The organism is Streptomyces sp. NBC_01260 (genome assembly GCF_036226405.1).
In the GTDB taxonomy this organism is placed as follows: Bacteria; Actinomycetota; Actinomycetes; order Streptomycetales; family Streptomycetaceae; genus Streptomyces; species Streptomyces laculatispora.
On record NZ_CP108464.1, the window covers coordinates 669,188 to 684,519 of the forward strand.

At 71.6% G+C, this 15,332-nt stretch carries 16 protein-coding genes and 1 pseudogene; 5 read left to right on the forward strand and 12 right to left on the reverse strand.

The genetic code is table 11. From position 1 onward, the window contains the following. Window positions 1–39: 39 nt before the first annotated feature. Window positions 40–918 carry an oxygenase MpaB family protein gene (locus OG322_RS03010; protein WP_329306001.1) on the reverse strand — a complete coding sequence of 293 codons (879 nt, stop codon included), beginning with the start codon at window positions 916–918 and terminating at the stop codon, window positions 40–42. 308 nt (window positions 919–1,226) lie between these two features. Here OG322_RS03010 and OG322_RS03015 point away from each other — a divergent pair, with 308 nt between their 5' ends. Both OG322_RS03015 and OG322_RS03020 read left to right on the forward strand, forming a co-directional pair. Continuing rightward, the gene (locus OG322_RS03015) at window positions 1,227–2,153 is read left to right on the forward strand and encodes an oxygenase MpaB family protein (protein WP_266410595.1); all 927 of its coding nucleotides are present in this window, start codon (window positions 1,227–1,229) and stop codon (window positions 2,151–2,153) included. 12 nt (window positions 2,154–2,165) lie between these two features. Then, window positions 2,166–2,279: pseudogene (locus OG322_RS03020) on the forward strand (transposase); the annotation flags it as partial. Between the two features lie 22 nt (window positions 2,280–2,301). On the opposite strand, the gene OG322_RS03025 reads toward OG322_RS03020, so the two are convergent. The 4 genes from OG322_RS03025 to OG322_RS03040 form a co-directional block, all read right to left on the reverse strand. Then, window positions 2,302–3,048 (reverse strand): phosphotransferase family protein, encoded by a 747-nt coding sequence (locus OG322_RS03025; protein ID WP_123464442.1) that lies wholly within the window; start codon window positions 3,046–3,048, stop codon window positions 2,302–2,304. Window positions 3,049–3,193: 145 nt separating this feature from the next. Then, window positions 3,194–3,826 (reverse strand): TetR/AcrR family transcriptional regulator, encoded by a 633-nt coding sequence (locus tag OG322_RS03030; RefSeq protein ID WP_123464440.1) that lies wholly within the window; start codon window positions 3,824–3,826, stop codon window positions 3,194–3,196. A gap of 105 nt (window positions 3,827–3,931) precedes the next feature. Next, on the reverse strand, window positions 3,932–4,408 hold the full coding sequence (locus OG322_RS03035; protein WP_123464438.1) for a macro domain-containing protein: 477 nt from the start codon (window positions 4,406–4,408) through the stop codon (window positions 3,932–3,934). Continuing rightward, on the reverse strand, window positions 4,405–4,623 hold the full coding sequence (locus OG322_RS03040) for a hypothetical protein (protein WP_329307816.1): 219 nt from the start codon (window positions 4,621–4,623) through the stop codon (window positions 4,405–4,407). The genes OG322_RS03035 and OG322_RS03040 overlap by 4 nt, the downstream gene beginning before the upstream one ends. 227 nt (window positions 4,624–4,850) lie before the next feature. Here OG322_RS03040 and OG322_RS03045 point away from each other — a divergent pair, with 227 nt between their 5' ends. Beyond that, a complete protein-coding gene (locus OG322_RS03045; protein ID WP_123464433.1) occupies window positions 4,851–5,582 on the forward strand; it encodes a MerR family transcriptional regulator in 732 nt (243 codons plus the stop codon). A gap of 23 nt (window positions 5,583–5,605) precedes the next feature. Here the strand turns inward: OG322_RS03045 and OG322_RS03050 are convergent, their stop codons facing one another. From OG322_RS03050 to OG322_RS03065, 4 genes are all read right to left on the reverse strand, one after another. Next, on the reverse strand, window positions 5,606–7,813 hold the full coding sequence (locus tag OG322_RS03050; protein ID WP_329306002.1) for a 3-hydroxyacyl-CoA dehydrogenase NAD-binding domain-containing protein: 2,208 nt from the start codon (window positions 7,811–7,813) through the stop codon (window positions 5,606–5,608). Between the two features lie 38 nt (window positions 7,814–7,851). Beyond that, window positions 7,852–9,066, reverse strand: coding sequence for an acetyl-CoA C-acetyltransferase (locus OG322_RS03055; RefSeq protein ID WP_266410597.1), 1,215 nt, complete (start codon window positions 9,064–9,066; stop codon window positions 7,852–7,854). A gap of 70 nt (window positions 9,067–9,136) precedes the next feature. Then, window positions 9,137–10,279, reverse strand: coding sequence for an acyl-CoA dehydrogenase family protein (locus tag OG322_RS03060; protein ID WP_329306003.1), 1,143 nt, complete (start codon window positions 10,277–10,279; stop codon window positions 9,137–9,139). After that, window positions 10,279–11,439 carry a CaiB/BaiF CoA transferase family protein gene (locus OG322_RS03065; RefSeq protein WP_124285701.1) on the reverse strand — a complete coding sequence of 387 codons (1,161 nt, stop codon included), beginning with the start codon at window positions 11,437–11,439 and terminating at the stop codon, window positions 10,279–10,281. The genes OG322_RS03060 and OG322_RS03065 overlap by 1 nt, the downstream gene beginning before the upstream one ends. A 204-nt stretch (window positions 11,440–11,643) precedes the next feature. Here OG322_RS03065 and OG322_RS03070 point away from each other — a divergent pair, with 204 nt between their 5' ends. Continuing rightward, complete coding sequence (locus OG322_RS03070) at window positions 11,644–12,834, forward strand: saccharopine dehydrogenase family protein (RefSeq protein WP_329306004.1); 1,191 nt, start codon at window positions 11,644–11,646, stop codon at window positions 12,832–12,834. Between the two features lie 51 nt (window positions 12,835–12,885). On the opposite strand, the gene mmpA is transcribed toward OG322_RS03070, so the two are convergent. Together mmpA and OG322_RS03080 are read right to left on the reverse strand one after the other, a co-directional pair. After that, on the reverse strand, window positions 12,886–13,029 hold the full coding sequence (gene mmpA, locus OG322_RS03075; protein WP_164494477.1) for a morphogenic membrane protein MmpA: 144 nt from the start codon (window positions 13,027–13,029) through the stop codon (window positions 12,886–12,888). Window positions 13,030–13,108: 79 nt separating this feature from the next. Then, window positions 13,109–13,786, reverse strand: a complete 678-nt coding sequence (locus OG322_RS03080) for an endonuclease V (RefSeq protein ID WP_266410600.1) — start codon at window positions 13,784–13,786, stop codon at window positions 13,109–13,111. 115 nt (window positions 13,787–13,901) lie between these two features. Between OG322_RS03080 and OG322_RS03085 the strand changes: the two genes are divergently transcribed. Next, window positions 13,902–14,192 carry a YciI family protein gene (locus tag OG322_RS03085; RefSeq protein WP_123464419.1) on the forward strand — a complete coding sequence of 97 codons (291 nt, stop codon included), beginning with the start codon at window positions 13,902–13,904 and terminating at the stop codon, window positions 14,190–14,192. A 13-nt stretch (window positions 14,193–14,205) separates the two neighbouring features. Here OG322_RS03085 and OG322_RS03090 read toward each other — a convergent pair whose 3' ends face one another. Further along, window positions 14,206–15,309 (reverse strand): oxidoreductase, encoded by a 1,104-nt coding sequence (locus OG322_RS03090; protein WP_241200304.1) that lies wholly within the window; start codon window positions 15,307–15,309, stop codon window positions 14,206–14,208. Window positions 15,310–15,332: the final 23 nt, after the last annotated feature.

Genomic DNA, 15,332 nt, shown 5'->3' on the forward strand with positions numbered 1-15,332 from the left:
GACCCCGATCAGCTCCCCCCGCCCCACCGCGGCACCCCGTCAGCCGGACACCGCTCGCGCACGCCGCCGGGCCTCCCGGTGGGCCGCCCTCGCCCGACGCGCCCTCGGCAGATACCGCAGCCGCTCCGGCAGCACCGGCACCACCACCCGCGCCACGGCGCAGAACCGCCGCAGCGCGCGCTCCTGCGCATCCGTCCACTCCAGGCCGATCGCCTCGCGCGCGTCCGGGGGCATCAGCCCGACGGTGAGGAAGCGGCGGAACCGGGCCAAGGGCGGAAGAAGCACCGGCCACAGGGCCCTCGTCAGCAGCCGCAGGAGCAGGGGGCCTCGGTCGGGCGGCGGTACGGGGGTACCGGGGGCGACCAGTTCGTCGACGACGACGGTCCGCTCGATCTCACCGGCCAGCATGCCGCGGTAGTAGGGCCAGAACTCCTCGATGGTCTGCGGCATGTCCCGGTCGCGGATCCCGAGCACCCGGCCCACCTGGAGCCACTCCCGGTACAGCGCCCGCTCCTGCTCCCCGCTGAGCGGGCGGATCAGGTACCGCACCGCGTGCTGGTACACGGGGAATCCGGTGGCGTGCACCCATGCGTAGTTCGCTGGTGACAGGGCGTGGTAGGGGCGGCCCCTGGTGTCGGTGCCCTGAATGGTGCGGTGCAGCCGACGAAGCCGGCGCCCCTCCTCCACCGCCTCCGCTCCCCCGTACACCCAGAGTTGGAGCGAGCGCAGGGAACGTTCGCCGCGCCCCCACGGGTCCGTACGGAAGACGGAGTGCTCGTCGACCCCCGCGCCGACGGCGGGATGGGCGACCTGGAGGGTGAGGGCGGCGGGCAGCATCAGCAGGGCCCGGATGTCGCCGGACAGGCTCCACAGCACACCCCCGGGCGGGGGCGGCACGGGGTCCGGCTCGCGTGTCATTCGGTGCTCCCCACGGTCGGCGCGGGAGCACGGCACGGCGACCGGCCCCTGCCTGATCCAGTATGCGAGCGCTTCGGGCGTCTCGCTCACCGGCCCCCGCCGTTCCCCGCCGCACGCCCGCCCGGCCGCCGGTCCGTCGGCACTGTTGACGGGACCTGTGAAACAAGTCGATAGTATTTGTAACTTTGACTCTCGGAACAGACGGACTCTCATATTCCTTGCGCAGCAAGCGAGTTGGACCGTCCCACTCAGGCACCAGTCGAAGAGCGGTCCCACAGGGAGCCGGTACACGGACAGGAGGGCGCACCATGGGCCGATACAGCCGCCTGCACGAGATACGCCGGATGAATCCGGCGCGCGACTACGCCGAAATTCTTCGGCTGATCTCCCAGTACGAGTTCCCCTGGGACTATCGGCAGGGGGTGAGCGTCGCCTTCCTCCGGGACTACGGCGTCCCCCGGATCTCCGTACTCCTGGACCGGACCCAGGAGTTCGAACGGGCCGGGCAGAAGCGGTACGACGACACGGTGCTGATCGGGTACGAGATGGCCGCCGACGGCTTCGACTCGGAGCGCGGGCGGGCTGCCGCGCGTCATCTCAACCGGATCCACGGCAAGTACCGGATACCCAACGAGGACTTCCTGTACGTCCTGGCGACCACGGTCGTCGGACCGAAGCGCTGGATCGACCGGTTCGGCTGGCGGCCCCTGTGCCGGGTGGAGACCGAGGCGCTGACCGAGGTGGGCCGGAAGATGGCCGCGATGATGGGCATCGAGGGCGCGCCGGACACCTACGAGGGGTTCGAGCGGCTGCTGGACTCCTACGAGGAGCGGATGTTCGCGTACGACCCGGCGAACCGGCGGGTCGCCAACGCCACGTTCCGGATCATGGCGAGCTGGTATCCGCGCCCGCTGCGTCCGGTGATCGCGCGGTTCTCGCTCGCGCTGCTGGACGAACCACTGCTGCGGGCCCTGGGGTTCAGGGCGCAGCCCCGCTGGGTCCGGTCGGCGGCCGCCGGATCGCTGCGGGCCCGCTCGCGGTGCGTGCGCCTCCTCCCGGCCCGGCCCCGCTGGCTGCCCTCACGCCCGCAGCCGCGTTCCTACCCGTTCGGCTGGCGGCTGGACGACCTGGGGCCGCACTGGGCGGGCAGCCGGCCCCTGGAGCCACTGCCCGACGAGCGCCGTCCCTCGCCCTCGGCGGCGCCGCTGAACGGGCGTGCGGATCAGCGCACTTAAGGACTGCCCGATAGCCGCAGGGTGCTGTGCGGGATCCTGTTCGTGCTGCATACCGGGATCCGCTGGGCGTTTCTGCCCCAGGAGCTGGGCTTCGGCTCGGGGATGACCTGCTGGCGACGACTGCGCACCACACTTTGCCCGCGTAGCCTCACACCCGGGATCTCAGCACGTCGACCTCACAGCCCGGCGCGAACGGGTCGAAGCCGTGCTCGATCAGCCAGCGAACCGCCAGCAGGCTTCGCAACGACCACCAAGCGTGGATCACGTCGAGGTCGATGTCGGTGCCATAGCCGGCGATGACGTCGTCGAGGTGCCCCTCGTGTCCGAGCGTGAAGGTGGCGAGGTCGTACAGAGCATCACCCTGGCCCGCCTCGGACCAGTCGATGATGCCCGTCACCTCGTCGCCGTCGACGAAGACGTGCGCGATCTGCAGGTCGCCGTGCGTGAACGCCGGAGTCCACGGCCGGAGCGCGGCCTCGGCGACCCGGCGGTTACGGGTGACCAGGTCAGTGGGCAGGACGCCGTTCGCCACGAGCAACTCGCACTCGTCGTCGAGTTCCGCCGCCAGCGCGACGACGCTCCGGCCGGCCCGGCCCGGCCGGGACGGCAGCGGCGCGTCGTGCAGCTTCCGGATTGTGGCGCCCGCAGCGGCCCACGCTGCCGACGACCCCGTCGACGGCCCACCGAGGCGCCCAAGCGTCGTCCCCGGGAGCGCGGCGATCGCGAGCACGGGCGGCTTGCGCCACAGGACCTCCGGGGTCGGTACCGGTGCCAGGGACATCGCCTCGACCTCGACGTCGATACGCGCCTGATCGGCGTCCACCTTCAGAAACACGTCGCCGACGCGCAGAGTCGCACGCTCGCAATGGGCGACAACGACTTTGACCTCATCCACGGGCGACCAGTATCCCGGAGATGATCGCCGACATCGCCAGATTTACCGCATGCGCTTACGCAGCTGACCGCGTCCCGCTACCCGACAGCCTCGTGCGCGACACTGACCCTTGACCAGGTCAGGCCCACCACGTTTGTCAGGAGTCCTAAGCGACGGCGATCAGCGGCACCAGGTAGCGGCGGGCGAACGCCCTCAGCTGCTCGTCGTCGTCGAGCTCGAAACAGCTGACCGGGTTGAGGAGGAAGGAGACCGTGATGCGCACCATCAGCTCGGCGACGGGTGCCGGATCGGCCTCCGGCCTCCCCTCCGCACGCCTGGCCTCGCGCAGCCGACCGGCCACGTAGCCGCGCATGGCGACGAGTGCCGGCCCGCTCTCCACGGTCAGGAACGGGAGCATGATCTCCGGTTCCAGCCGCAACAGCCCGCCCACCAGGGGATGTTCGCGGATGTGGCCGAGGACGGCCACGAACCCTTCGACGATCCGGTCCTCGGTGGTGGGGAGCGCGGCGACCGCCTCGTCCACCTCGACGACGAAGCGCCGGTACTCACGCAGCAAGCAGGCCGACACCAGGCCGTCCTTGTTGCCGATCCGCCGGTACACGGTCACGCGCGAGACCCCCGCCCGCTTCGCGACGTCGTCGACGGTGGAGCGGCGCAGCCCGAAGGTCATGAACTGCTCACGCGCGGCGTCGAGGATCTGCTCGCTCAGCGCGTCGGAGGGCGGTGCCTCGTCGAGCGCCCGGGCCAGCAGTGCTTCGTCCGTACTCCGTGCGGCCATGGGCCCTCCCCGCTCCTTGCCGGTTCCGGTTCACCATAGCGGCGCCGCAACACAGAGACCGTGTCCGTCTCTCTGTCACCTCGCCCGTGCGAGGGGGCGTGGCGGTCAGTCGTGGTCGTACACCGTCACGCCGATCCCCCGGCTCGACAGCCGCTGCTCCAGCAGTGGTTCGATCCGTGACCACTTGCCGCCCGCCAGTCCGCAGCCGATACGTGGCATGTGCACCGAAGCCCCCAGCCCGGTCGCCCGGCCGGCCACCGCACCCAGTGCCGTATCGATCGCCTCGTAGCGCACCGGCACCCCCTTGCTACCGGTGCGCATCCCTCGCTGGCCCACCATGTTCGCCACCCAGATGTACGGGCTCACCTGGACGAACTGAACGGCGCCGAGGCCGAAATCGTTGCCCGCCCGTTCCCGGTGCCAGGTGCGGTACCGGGCCTCCGGCTCGGGCCAGCGGCGCGAGAGCGCCAGGACGAAGCCCTTGCCCCAGCCGCCCAGGTCGTTGCAGACATGCGCGATCAGTTTGACGCCCTTGCCCTGCGGGGCGGTGGCATCCCCCCGTACGTACGTGATCTCCGTCATCGCACCAGCGTACGAGCGGGCACCGGCAACCGATGCGTCATTTCTCCCCGCCGGGCTCCGGCCGGTGCGGAGGCGGCCACGTCGATGCCCCGGGCGGCCGCCCACGCCGGTACCGTCTCGGGGTCCAGGACCAGGAGGGCCATCAGGCAGGAGCGGCCGTCGCCGTGGACAGGGGCCTGACCGATCAGGGGGTGTTCCTTCAGGGTGTTCTCCACGAGTGCCGGGGAGACGTTCCCCCTCGGCGACGGCGAAGCGGGCGCGGCTGTGCCGGGCGATCCTTCCGGCCGTCCTCGGCCGGACCGTGCGGGCCCGTACCCGGGGGTGGACTGCGCTTCGCTGCTGACGGACACTTTCACAACAGTGGTGAGACAGCAATACTGTTGCACCTGATTGACGCACACGCCCAGCAGTTCACCCGCGGGGTCGGACACGAGGAGCAGACATGGCGACCGGGACCGAGGAGCCGACGCTCACCGTCGACGAGCTGGCGGCGCGCGCCGGGGTGACCGTGCGCACGGTGCGCTTCTACAGCACCCGGGGGCTGCTGCCGCCGCCGGTGATCGGGCCGCGCCGGGTGGGGCACTACGGGCACGACCACCTCTCCCGGCTCGCACTGATCGAGGAGCTCCAGCACCAGGGCATGACGCTCGCCGCCATCGAACGCTATCTGGAGCAGCTGCCGCCCGATCTGAGCGCCCAGGATCTGGCGATCCACCGGGCGCTGGTGGCTTCCTGGGCGCCGGACTCGGCGGAGGACGCGACCCGGGCGGAGCTGGAGCGCCGCGCGGGGCGGGCGCTGACCGGACAGGACCTCGACCGGCTGGCCGCGATGGGCGTGCTGGAACGGGCCGATCCGGGCGAGGCCCCCTACCGGGTGGATCCGGGGCTGCTGCGGCTCGGGGTGGAACTGCTCGACGTGCCGATCGCGCACGAGACGATCCTGGCCGCCCGGACGGTGCTGCTGGAGCACACCCGCTCGGCCGCCCAGCAGCTGACCCGGCTGTTCCGGGACGAGGTGTGGAGTCCGTACCGGGAGCGGGAGTCGGATCCGGAGCACCTCAGGGCGATGAAGTCGCTGTCGGCGCATATGCAGCCGATGGTTCTCCAGGCGCTGGTGACCGCCTTCCAGCGGTCGCTGAAGGAGGAGCTGCGGGCCGCGTTCACCGCTGAGTGAGTTACGGCCCGCAGCGCCTGGCGTCAGTCGTGGAAGGTCTCGCCCCGCTCCGCCTTCGAGACGAGCAGCGCGGGCGGCAGGAAGCGGTCGCCGTACCGCTCGGCGAGTTCCCGGGCGCGGGCCACGAAGCCGGGCAGGCCGCCCTCGTACCCGTTGATGTACTGGAGCACGCCGCCGGTCCACGGCGGGAAGCCGATGCCCATGATGGAGCCGATGTTGGCGTCGGCGACGGTGATCAGCACGTTCTCCTCCAGGCAGCGGACGCTGTCCAGGGCCTCGGAGAAGAGCATCCGCTCCTGCATGTCGGTGAACGAGATGTCCGTGTCCGGTTTCGGGACGTGCCCGCCCGGGGCACGACCACCGGAGCGCCCGAAGTGCTCGCGCAGACCGGGCCAGAGGCGGGTGCGCTGGCCGTTCTCGTCGTAGTCGTAGAAGCCCGCGCCACCGCTGCGTCCCGGGCGTCCGAACTCGTCGACCATCCGGTCGATGACCGAGTCCGACGGGTGACCGGCCCAGCTGCCGCCCGCCTCCTCGACGGCCCGCCTGGTCTCGTCGCGGATCTTGCGGGGCAGGGTGAGCGTCAGCTCGTCCATCAGGGAGAGCACCTTGGCCGGGTATCCGGCCTGGGCGGCGGCCTGCTCGACGGAGGCGGGCTCGACGCCCTCGCCGACCATCGCGACGCCCTCGTTGATGAACTGGCCGATGACGCGTGAGGTGAAGAAGCCGCGTGAGTCGTTGACGACGATCGGCGTCTTCTTGATCCGGCGGACCAGGTCGAAGGCGCGGGCCAGGGCCTCGTCGCCGGTCTTCTCGCCCTTGATGATCTCGACGAGCGGCATCTTGTCGACGGGCGAGAAGAAGTGCAGCCCGATGAAGTCGGCGGGGCGCGCGACCCCTTCGGCCAGGGCCGTGATGGGCAGGGTGGAGGTGTTGGAGCAGAGCAGCGCGTCGGGCTCGATGACGTCCTGGATCTCCTGGAACACCTTGTGCTTGAGCGCGGTGTCCTCGAAGACGGCCTCGATGACGGCGTCGCAGCCGGCGAGGTCGGCCGGGTCGCCGGTCGGGGTGATGAGGGCGAGCAGCTCATCGCGCTTCGCCTCGGTCGTACGGCCCCGGGAGAGCGCCTTGTCGAGCAGCTTCTCGCTGTACGCCTTCCCCTTGGCGGCGGCCTCCGCGGAGACGTCCTTGAGGACGACCTCGATACCGGCGCGGGCGCAGGAGTAGGCGATGCCCGCGCCCATCATCCCGGCGCCGAGGACGGCGACCCTGCGGACCTGGCGCTCCTCGATGCCCTTGGGGCGGCTGGCACCGGAGTTGACGGCCTGGAGGTCGAAGAAGAACGCCTGGATCATGTTCTTCGAGACCTGGCCGGTGACCAGCTCGGTGAAGTAGCGGGCCTCGATGGTGAGCGCGGTCTCGAAGTCGACCTGCGAGCCCTCGACCGCGGCGGCCAGGATGTTGCGCGGCGCGGGCATCGGGGCCCCGGCCAGCTGCTTCTTCAGGTTGGCCGGGAAGGCGGGCAGGTTGGCGGCGAACTTGGGGTTCGACGGGGTGCCGCCGGGGATGCGGTAGCCCTTGACGTCCCAGGGCTGCCGCGACTCGGGGTTGGCCTCGATGAAGGCGCGGGCCTTGTCGAGCATCTCCTCGGGCGTCGCGGCGATTTCGTGGACCAGGCCGTTCTCCAGGGCGCGCCGCGGGGTGTACTGGGTGCCCTGGAGCAGCACCTTCAGCAGCGCGTCGGCGATGCCCATGAGGCGTACGGTGCGGGTGACTCCGCCGCCCGCGGGCAGCAGGCCGAGGGTGACCTCGGGCAGGCCGATCCGGGAGCCGGGCGTGTCGAGGGCGACGCGGTGGTGGGAGGCGAGCGCGATCTCGTAACCCCCGCCGAGGGCGGCTCCGTTGATGGCGGCGACGACCGGCTTGCCGAGGGTCTCGATGCGGCGCAGCGAGTCCTTGATCGCGGTGCCGGTGTCGAAGGCGGCCTGGGCGTTCTCGGGGCCGACCTTGATCATGTCCTTGAGGTCGCCGCCCGCGAAGAAGGTCTTCTTGGCGGAGGTGTAGATGATGCCGCGGATGGAGTCCTTCTCGGCCTCGGCGCGGTCGGCGACGGCCGCGATGGAGTCCTTGAAGGCCTGGTTCATCGTGTTGGCGGACTGGTTGGGGTCGTCGAGTACGAGGGTGACGACGCCGGTCTCGTCCTGTTCCCAGCGGATGGTCGTGCTCTCGGTCATTCTCTTCTTCTCCGTAAGCAGGGGGTTGCCGGGGACGGTCAGAGGCGCTCGACGACGGTGGCGACGCCCATGCCGCCGCCGACGCAGAGGGTGGCGAGGCCGTAGCGCTTGTCCCGGCGCTCCAGCTCGTCGATGAGCGTGCCGAGGATCATCGCGCCGGTGGCGCCGAGGGGGTGGCCGAGCGCGATGGCACCACCGTTGACATTGATCTTGTCGAGGGGCAGCCCCATGTCCCTGGCGAAGCGCAGGACGACGCCGGCGAAGGCCTCGTTGATCTCGACGAGGTCGATGTCGTCGATGGTGAGCCCGGCCTTGGCGAGCGCCTTGCGGGTGGCGGGCGCGGGGCCGGTGAGCATGATGGTGGGCTCGGAGCCGGAGACCGCGGCGGAGACGATCCGGGCGCGCGGCGTGAGGCCGTACCGCTCCCCGATCTCCTTCGAGCCGATCGCGACCAGGGCCGCTCCGTCGACGATGCCGGAGGAGTTGCCCGCGTGGTGGACGTGATCGATCTTCTCCACCCAGTGGTACTTCTGGAGTGCCACCGCGTCGAAGCCGCCCATCTCGCCGATGGCCGCGAACGACGGCTTGAGCGCGGCGAGGGAGTCGGCCGTGGTGCCGGGCCGCATGTGCTCGTCGTGGTCGAGGACGACGAGGCCGTTGCGGTCCTTGACGGGGACGACGGAGCGCGCGAAGCGGTTGTCCTTCCACGCCTCGGCGGCCCGCTCCTGCGAGAGCGCGGCGAACTCGTCGACGTCGCGGCGCGAGAAGCCCTCGATCGTCGCGATGAGGTCGGCGCCGACGCCCTGCGGCGCGAAGCCCGTCTCGTAGTTGGTCATCGGGTCCATCGCCCAGGCGCCGCCGTCCGAGCCCATCGGCACCCGGGACATCGACTCGACGCCACCCGCGAGGATGAGGTCCTCCCAGCCCGAACGGATCTTGGCGGCGGCCAGGTTGACGGCTTCCAGCCCCGAGGCACAGAAGCGGTTCTCCTGGACGCCCGCGACGGTGTCCGGGAGGCCGGCCGCGATGGCGGCGATCCGGGCGATGTCGGAGCCCTGGTCGCCGAGCGGGCTGACCACGCCGAGGACGATGTCGTCGATGGCCGCCGGGTCCAGGCCCGGGAAGCGGCTGCGGATCTCATGGATCAGGCCGACGACGAGGTCGATCGGCTTGGTGCCGTGCAGGGCCCCATTGGCCTTGCCGCGGCCGCGCGGGGTGCGGATCGCGTCGTAGACGAACGCTTCGGTACTCAAGACAGCTGCCTTTCGAGGGTGGTGGCGCAACAGGGGGTGTGGCACGGCGGGGGGTGGTGGCCTGCGGGGGTCAGCCGAGCAGCGAGCGGCCGATGATCTCCTTCATGATCTCGGTCGTACCGCCGTAGATGGTCTGGATGCGGCCGTCGGTGAACGCCTTGGCCACCCGGTACTCCGTCATGTAGCCGTAGCCGCCGTGTAGTTGGAGGCAGCGGTCGGCCACGCGCTTTTGCAGTTCGGTGGCCCACCACTTGGCCATCGAGGCGTGCACGGCATCGAGCGTCCCCTCCGAGTGGTCGACGATGCACCGGTCGAGGAAGGTACGGGTGACGGCGCACTCGGTGGCCATCTCGGCGATCTCGAAGCGGATGTGCTGGAGCTTGGAGAGCGGCCGCCCGAAGGCCTCGCGCTCCTTGACGTACTCGGTGGTGATCTCCACCAGGTACTCGGCGCCGGCGATCCCGGCGACGGCGATGCCCATCCGCTCCTGGGCCAGGTTGGTCATCAGGTGGATGAAGGCGCCGTCCAGCTCACCGAGGAGGTTCTCCTTGGGCACCCGGACGTCGTTGAAGAACAGTTCGGCGGTGTCCTGGGACTTCTGGCCGATCTTGTCGAGGTTGCGGCCCCGTTCGAAGCCCGCCGCACCCCGCTCGACGACTATGAGCGAGAGTCCCTTCGCGCCGCCGTCCGGGGTGGTCTTCGCCACGACGACGACGAGGTCGGCGAGGATGCCGTTGGAGATGAACGTCTTGGAGCCGTTGAGCAGCCAGTGGTCGCCCTTGTCCTCGGCCGTGGTGCGGATGCCCTGGAGGTCGGAGCCGGCACCGGGTTCGGTCATCGCGATGGCGGTGATGATCTCGCCGCTGCAGAAGCCGGGCAGCCAGCGCCGCTTCTGCTCGTCGGTGCCCAGACCGGTGAGATAGGGGCCGATGATGTCGTTGTGCAGGCCGAGCGCGAGCCCCGCGGCGCCCGCCCGGGTGAACTCCTCGGCGAGGACGGCGCTGTAGCGGAAGTCGGCGTTGCCGCCGCCCCCGTACTCCTCGGGCACCGCGAGGCCGAGAAGCCCCTGCCGTCCGGCCGCGAGCCAGGCCTCGCGCGAGACGATGCCGTCCTTCTCCCACTGCTCGTAGTGCGGGACGACCTCCTTGGCCAGGAAGGTGCGGACGGCCTCGCGGAACGCGTCGTGCTCTTCGTTGAAGATCTGCCGCTGCATCAGTCGGTGGTGTCCTTCCGGGTGGTCCGCAGGCCCGGTACGTCCCAGTCGGCGGCGACGGCGTCGGTGTCCGCGCCCGGCTGCGCCGGGCCGCTGTGCACCGAGGAGGGCGTGGCCGAGAACCGGGGCGCGGGCGCGGGCTGGGTGAGTCCGCCGTGTTCGACGAACGTGGCGCGGGCGGCGAGGTGCGGGTGGTGCGGGGCCTCGCGGAGCGAGAGCACGGGCGCCACGCAGGCGTCCGAGCCGGCGAAGACCTCGGCCCACTGGGCGCGGGTGCGGGTGCGGAACCGGGCGGCGACGACCGCGCGCAGCTCGTCCCAGCGGGAGATGTCGCCGCGGTCGGGGGCCGTCTCCCCGATGCCGAGGAGCCCGGTGAACTCGGCGTAGAACCGCTGCTCCAGCGGGCCGACCGCCATGTACTCGCCGTCGGCGGTCTCGTACGAGCCGTAGAACGGGCAGCCGCCGTCCAGGAGGTTGGAGCCACGCCGGTCCTGCCAGCTGCCGGCCGCCAGCATCCCGTGGATCATCATGGCGAGATGGGCGGCGCCGTCGACGATCGCCGCGTCCACGACCTGGCCGGAGCCGCCGGGCGTACGGGCGTGCTGGAGGGCGGCAAGGACGCCGACGACGAGGTAGAGCGAGCCGCCCGCGTAGTCGCCGAGCAGATTGGCCGGGACGGTGGGCGGCTCGTCCGGCTTCCCGATCATGGAGAGGGTGCCGGTGAGGGCGATGTAGGCGATGTCGTGCCCGGCCCGTTCGGCGAGCGGCCCGTCCTGGCCCCAGCCGGTCATCCGCCCGTACACCAGGAGCGGGTTGCGGGCCAGACAGGCGTCGGGGCCGACCCCCAGGCGCTCGGCGGTGCCCGGCCGGTATCCCTCGATCAGGATGTCGGCACGCTCGGCCAGCTCCAGGACCGTTTCCGGGCCGTGCTCGGCCTTGAGGTCGACGAGGACGGAGCGCTTGTTGCGGTTGGTGAGATCGCGGGCCGGGTCGATGCCGAGCCCGGCGCCGCCGGGCCGGTCGACCCGCACCACGTCGGCGCCCAGATCGGCCAGGAGCATCGCGGCGAACGGGCCGGGGCCGATGCCCGCCAGTTCGACCACCCGTACGCCGGCGAGCGGGCCCCGCGGGCCCTGCGCGCCGTTCCCTGTTGCTGCCATCGAGCCCCCAGCGGTATGACACAACCGATGTAACACCGATGATGCTAAGAACGTACGGCGCTCCGCACAACCCTTTCGGCCGAGCAAGCGCTTAGTTCTTTTCCCGCCGATCCTCCCCCACGAAGCCCTCCCGGGCACACACCGCCACGTCCCCTCCGCTAACCTCTGCCTGCCACATCGGCGCCGGCCCCTGCGGAGGCACTCGTGAACAGGCAGAACGGGGCACAACGCCCCTATGACGTAGTCCTCTTCGGCGCCACCGGATTCGTGGGAGTCCTCACCGCCCAATACCTGGCGTCACACGCGCCGGACGGTTGCCGCTGGGCCCTGGCCGGGCGCAACCGCGCCAGACTGGAGCAACTGCGCAATCACCTCACCGCCGCCGATCCCCGCTGCGCGGACCTCCCGCTGCTGCATGCCGACGCGGACGACGCCGGATCACTGCGCGAGCTGGCCGAGTCCGCCCATGTGGTGGCCACGACGGTCGGCCCGTACGTCTGGTACGGCGAGCAGCTGGTCGCCGCCTGCGCCGAGGCCGGGACGGACTACGCGGACCTCTCCGGCGAGCCGGAGTTCGCCGACCGGATGTATCTGGAGCACGACGCCCGGGCACGCGAGACCGGCGCCCGGATCGTGCACGCGTGCGGCTTCGACTCAGTACCGCACGACCTCGGGGTGTACTTCACGGTCCAGCAGCTGCCCGAGGACGTGCCGCTGCGCATCGACGGATTCGTCCGCAGCAACGCGGCCTTCTCGGGCGGTACGTTCGCCTCCGCGCTCACGGCGATGGGCCGCGGCCCGCAGATGCTGCGCGCCGCGAAGGAGCGCCGGCTGCACGAGCCGCGTCTTGTCGGCCGCCGTGCCCGCGCCCCGCTCGGCGCACCGCGCTTCAGTGCGGAGACCGGCACCTGGGCGCTTCCGCTGCCCACGCTGGACGCGCGGATCGTGGAGCGCTCCGCCCGAGCGCTGCCCCGCTACGGCCCCGACTTCCGCTACCGGCACTACGCCTCGGTCAAGCACCTGCCGGTGGCGCTGGGCGGCACGGCGGCGCTGGGCGCGCTGATGGGCGCCGCGCAGCTGCCGGCCGCACGGGCGTGGCTGATGGAGCGGTACGAACCCGGCTCGGGCCCCGACGCCGAGCGAAGGCACCGCAGCTGGTTCACGGTCAGGTTCGTCGGCGAGGGCGGCGGCCGCCGGGTGTTCACCGAGGTGTCGGGCGGCGATCCGGGCTACGGCGAGACGGCCAAGATGCTCGCGGAGTCCGCGCTGTGTCTGGCGCTGGACGAACTGCCGACGGTGTCGGGACAGGTCACCACGGCGGTCGCGATGGGCGATGCGCTGGGGGGACGCCTGCGGGCGGCCGGGCTGGGCTTCCGAGTGGCGGCGGTCCGCTGACCCCCTCCGGAAGATCCACGAGGCCGTCGGCGTGCAGAGCGTCGCCCCGGCCTAGAAGATCCACGAGGTCAGCGTGTAGAGCATCGCCCCGGCCCAGACGAATGCCACCGCACCCCCGATCAGCATGCCCGCCGCGACACGGCGCTGGGCAGGGCGAAGAGGTGCGGTTCGGGTGGGTGTGCGAGTTACGTTCATGTGTCCAGAGTGCCGATCATGATCGGCGAACGCTATCCGTACGGATACTCAGACGCCCTGGCCCCCGCCCGCACCGCTCTCAGCCGGTCGCCTCGCGCAGCGCCCGCCGGCAGAGCGCGTCCGCCCGGCGGGTGGTCTCGGGCTGGCGGAAGTCCCGGGCCAGCAACAGGGTGTGCGCACAGGCGTTGTCAAGGCCGGTGCGGTGGCCGACGGAGACGAAGACCGGTTTGGTGCCGTCCTGGGTACGCAGCGCCCGGCCCACCTCCTCGTCCCCGTCGAGCAGCGGCGAGCAGTCTCCGCGACACGGACCGGGCTGTTCGTACGAGAAGGTGAACGGGTTCTTCGCGACGCCGATGACCGGCAGCCCGGTGAGCACCCCCAGATGGCTGGCGAGCCCGAAGCGGCGCGGGTGCGCCTGCCCGTATCCGTCACAGACGACGAGCCCCGGGCCGACCGACAGGGACTCCAGCGCGGCCAGCACGGTGGGGATCTCGCGGAAGGCCAGGAGTCCGGGGACGTAGGGGAAGGTGACCCGGCCGACGGCGGTGGACTCGGCCACCACCTCCAGGGTGGCCGCGTCGAGCACGACGGCCGCCGCCACGACGACGTCGCGCTCGTCGTCGTAGGCGACGTCGACACCTGTCACCCGGCCGGTGCCGGGCGGCGGCCCGGGTTCGTCGAGCACCACCCGGGCACGCAGCGAGTCCTGGACGGCTCGGGCACCGGCCTCGTCGGAGGGCATCTGAAAAGTTGTCATGGTGCCGGCCAGCTTAGGACGGCCGGCACCTGAGGGGCGGCGTCGCGGGCGGGGCTCGCACCTCTGCCGGGCGGTCCCGGGTTCCGCCGCTGAGCCCTCCCGTAGCCTGGAGATCATGTTCGTACTCGAGCTCTCCTACACCGCCCCCCTCGACCGTGTCGACGCGCTGATGAAGGACCACGTCGGCTGGCTCGACGCGCAGTACGCGGCCGGGGTCTTCATCGCCTCCGGCCGCAAGAACCCGCGGGACGGCGGAGTGATTCTCGCCGTCGGGGACGACCGGGCCGCGATCGAGCGGCTCGCGGCGGGTGACCCCTTCGCCGTGTACGGCGTCTGCGCGTACCGGATCACGGAGTTCATCGCGACCAAGACGTCGGACGCCCTCGCCCCCTACCGTCAGCAGTAGTCACCGCGCCCCGTCAGAGCCCGGTCAGCCGGGCCGCACGCCCCTGCTCGCCGGCGGCCCAGCAGCCGCCGTCAGCGGTGCAGTCGACCGTGTCGTAGGAGCCGCTGTCGACCGTCCGCCAGGTGCGCCCGCCGTCCGTGGTGAGATCCGTGCCGGCCGGGCCGACCGCGAGTGCGGCCGACCGGCTGTGCGGCAGCCATGCGACGCCCGAGCGGTAGGCGGCGGTCGCGGTGGCCGACCGGCGCCAGCCGCGGCCGCCGTTGTCCGTGACGGCCGAGGCGTGAGGCGATTCCTGGTCGGGGCGGTAGTCGCCGCCGACCGCGATCCCGTGGGTCCGGTCGCGGAAGGCCAGCGCGAAGACCCCGCGGGCGGGGTCACCGGCCGGGAGGGTCGATTCGGCCGCCCGCCAGGTCAGTCCGCGGTCCCCGGAGTGCAGGACGCGGGCGGTGGCCGCCCCGCCGGTCGCCAGCCAGACGTCCTTGGGACCCGAACTGACCAGGCACTGGCCACTGGCCGCGAACCCCGCCTCACCCTCCTGGGCCCGGGGCATACCCGTACCGGGCAGCACGCTCCAGCTGCGGCCGCCGTCCGCGGTGGACAGGATGCGGAACCGGCCGTCCACCGGGTCGCTCATGGCCAGCCCGTGCCGGCTGTCGAAGAAGGTGAGGCAGTCGTAGAAGGCGCGGGCGTCGGTGTTGCGGAAGGACTCGGTCCAGGTCACTCCCCCGTCGCCGGTGCGCAGCACCCGGGACGCCTCCCCCTCGCCGATGGTCAGCGCCACCGCCCGCCTGGCGTCGAAGGCCTCGATGTCGCGGAACTCCAGCCCCGCCCCGGCCGCACCGGGCGGGGAGACGTCGCGCCAGTGCCGGCCGCCGTCGGAGGTGCGCAGCACCGTACCTTTCGTGCCGGCGAGCCAGGCGGTGCGGCTGTTCACCGCGGCGAGGCCGCGGAAGCGGGCATCGGTTCCGGTGGCGGTGGGCGTCCAGACCGGCCGGTCGCCGGGCCGGTGCCGTTCCGCGGGTGCCGCGTGAGCTGCCGGTGCGGTCAGCGCGGCGGCCAGCGCCGCCCCGCACAGTCCCAGTGACATCAGTCGTCGCGTCTTTCCCTTGGCCCTCATGGCGCTGGAAGCTAACCGACGGA

Coding starts and splice junctions, on each gene's coding strand:
- OG322_RS03030 (WP_123464440.1), bottom strand. CDS start 3,826: ATGGCCGCACGGAGTACGGACGAAGCACTGCTGGCCCGGGCGCTCGAC.
- OG322_RS03080 (WP_266410600.1), bottom strand. CDS start 13,786: ATGACAACTTTTCAGATGCCCTCCGACGAGGCCGGTGCCCGAGCCGTC.
- OG322_RS03035 (WP_123464438.1), bottom strand. CDS start 4,408: ATGACGGAGATCACGTACGTACGGGGGGATGCCACCGCCCCGCAGGGC.
- OG322_RS03050 (WP_329306002.1), bottom strand. CDS start 7,813: ATGACCGAGAGCACGACCATCCGCTGGGAACAGGACGAGACCGGCGTC.
- OG322_RS03045 (WP_123464433.1), top strand. CDS start 4,851: ATGGCGACCGGGACCGAGGAGCCGACGCTCACCGTCGACGAGCTGGCG.
- OG322_RS03015 (WP_266410595.1), top strand. CDS start 1,227: ATGGGCCGATACAGCCGCCTGCACGAGATACGCCGGATGAATCCGGCG.
- OG322_RS03065 (WP_124285701.1), bottom strand. CDS start 11,439: ATGGCAGCAACAGGGAACGGCGCGCAGGGCCCGCGGGGCCCGCTCGCC.
- mmpA (WP_164494477.1), bottom strand. CDS start 13,029: ATGAACGTAACTCGCACACCCACCCGAACCGCACCTCTTCGCCCTGCC.
- OG322_RS03085 (WP_123464419.1), top strand. CDS start 13,902: ATGTTCGTACTCGAGCTCTCCTACACCGCCCCCCTCGACCGTGTCGAC.
- OG322_RS03010 (WP_329306001.1), bottom strand. CDS start 918: ATGACACGCGAGCCGGACCCCGTGCCGCCCCCGCCCGGGGGTGTGCTG.
- OG322_RS03090 (WP_241200304.1), bottom strand. CDS start 15,309: ATGAGGGCCAAGGGAAAGACGCGACGACTGATGTCACTGGGACTGTGC.
- OG322_RS03060 (WP_329306003.1), bottom strand. CDS start 10,279: ATGCAGCGGCAGATCTTCAACGAAGAGCACGACGCGTTCCGCGAGGCC.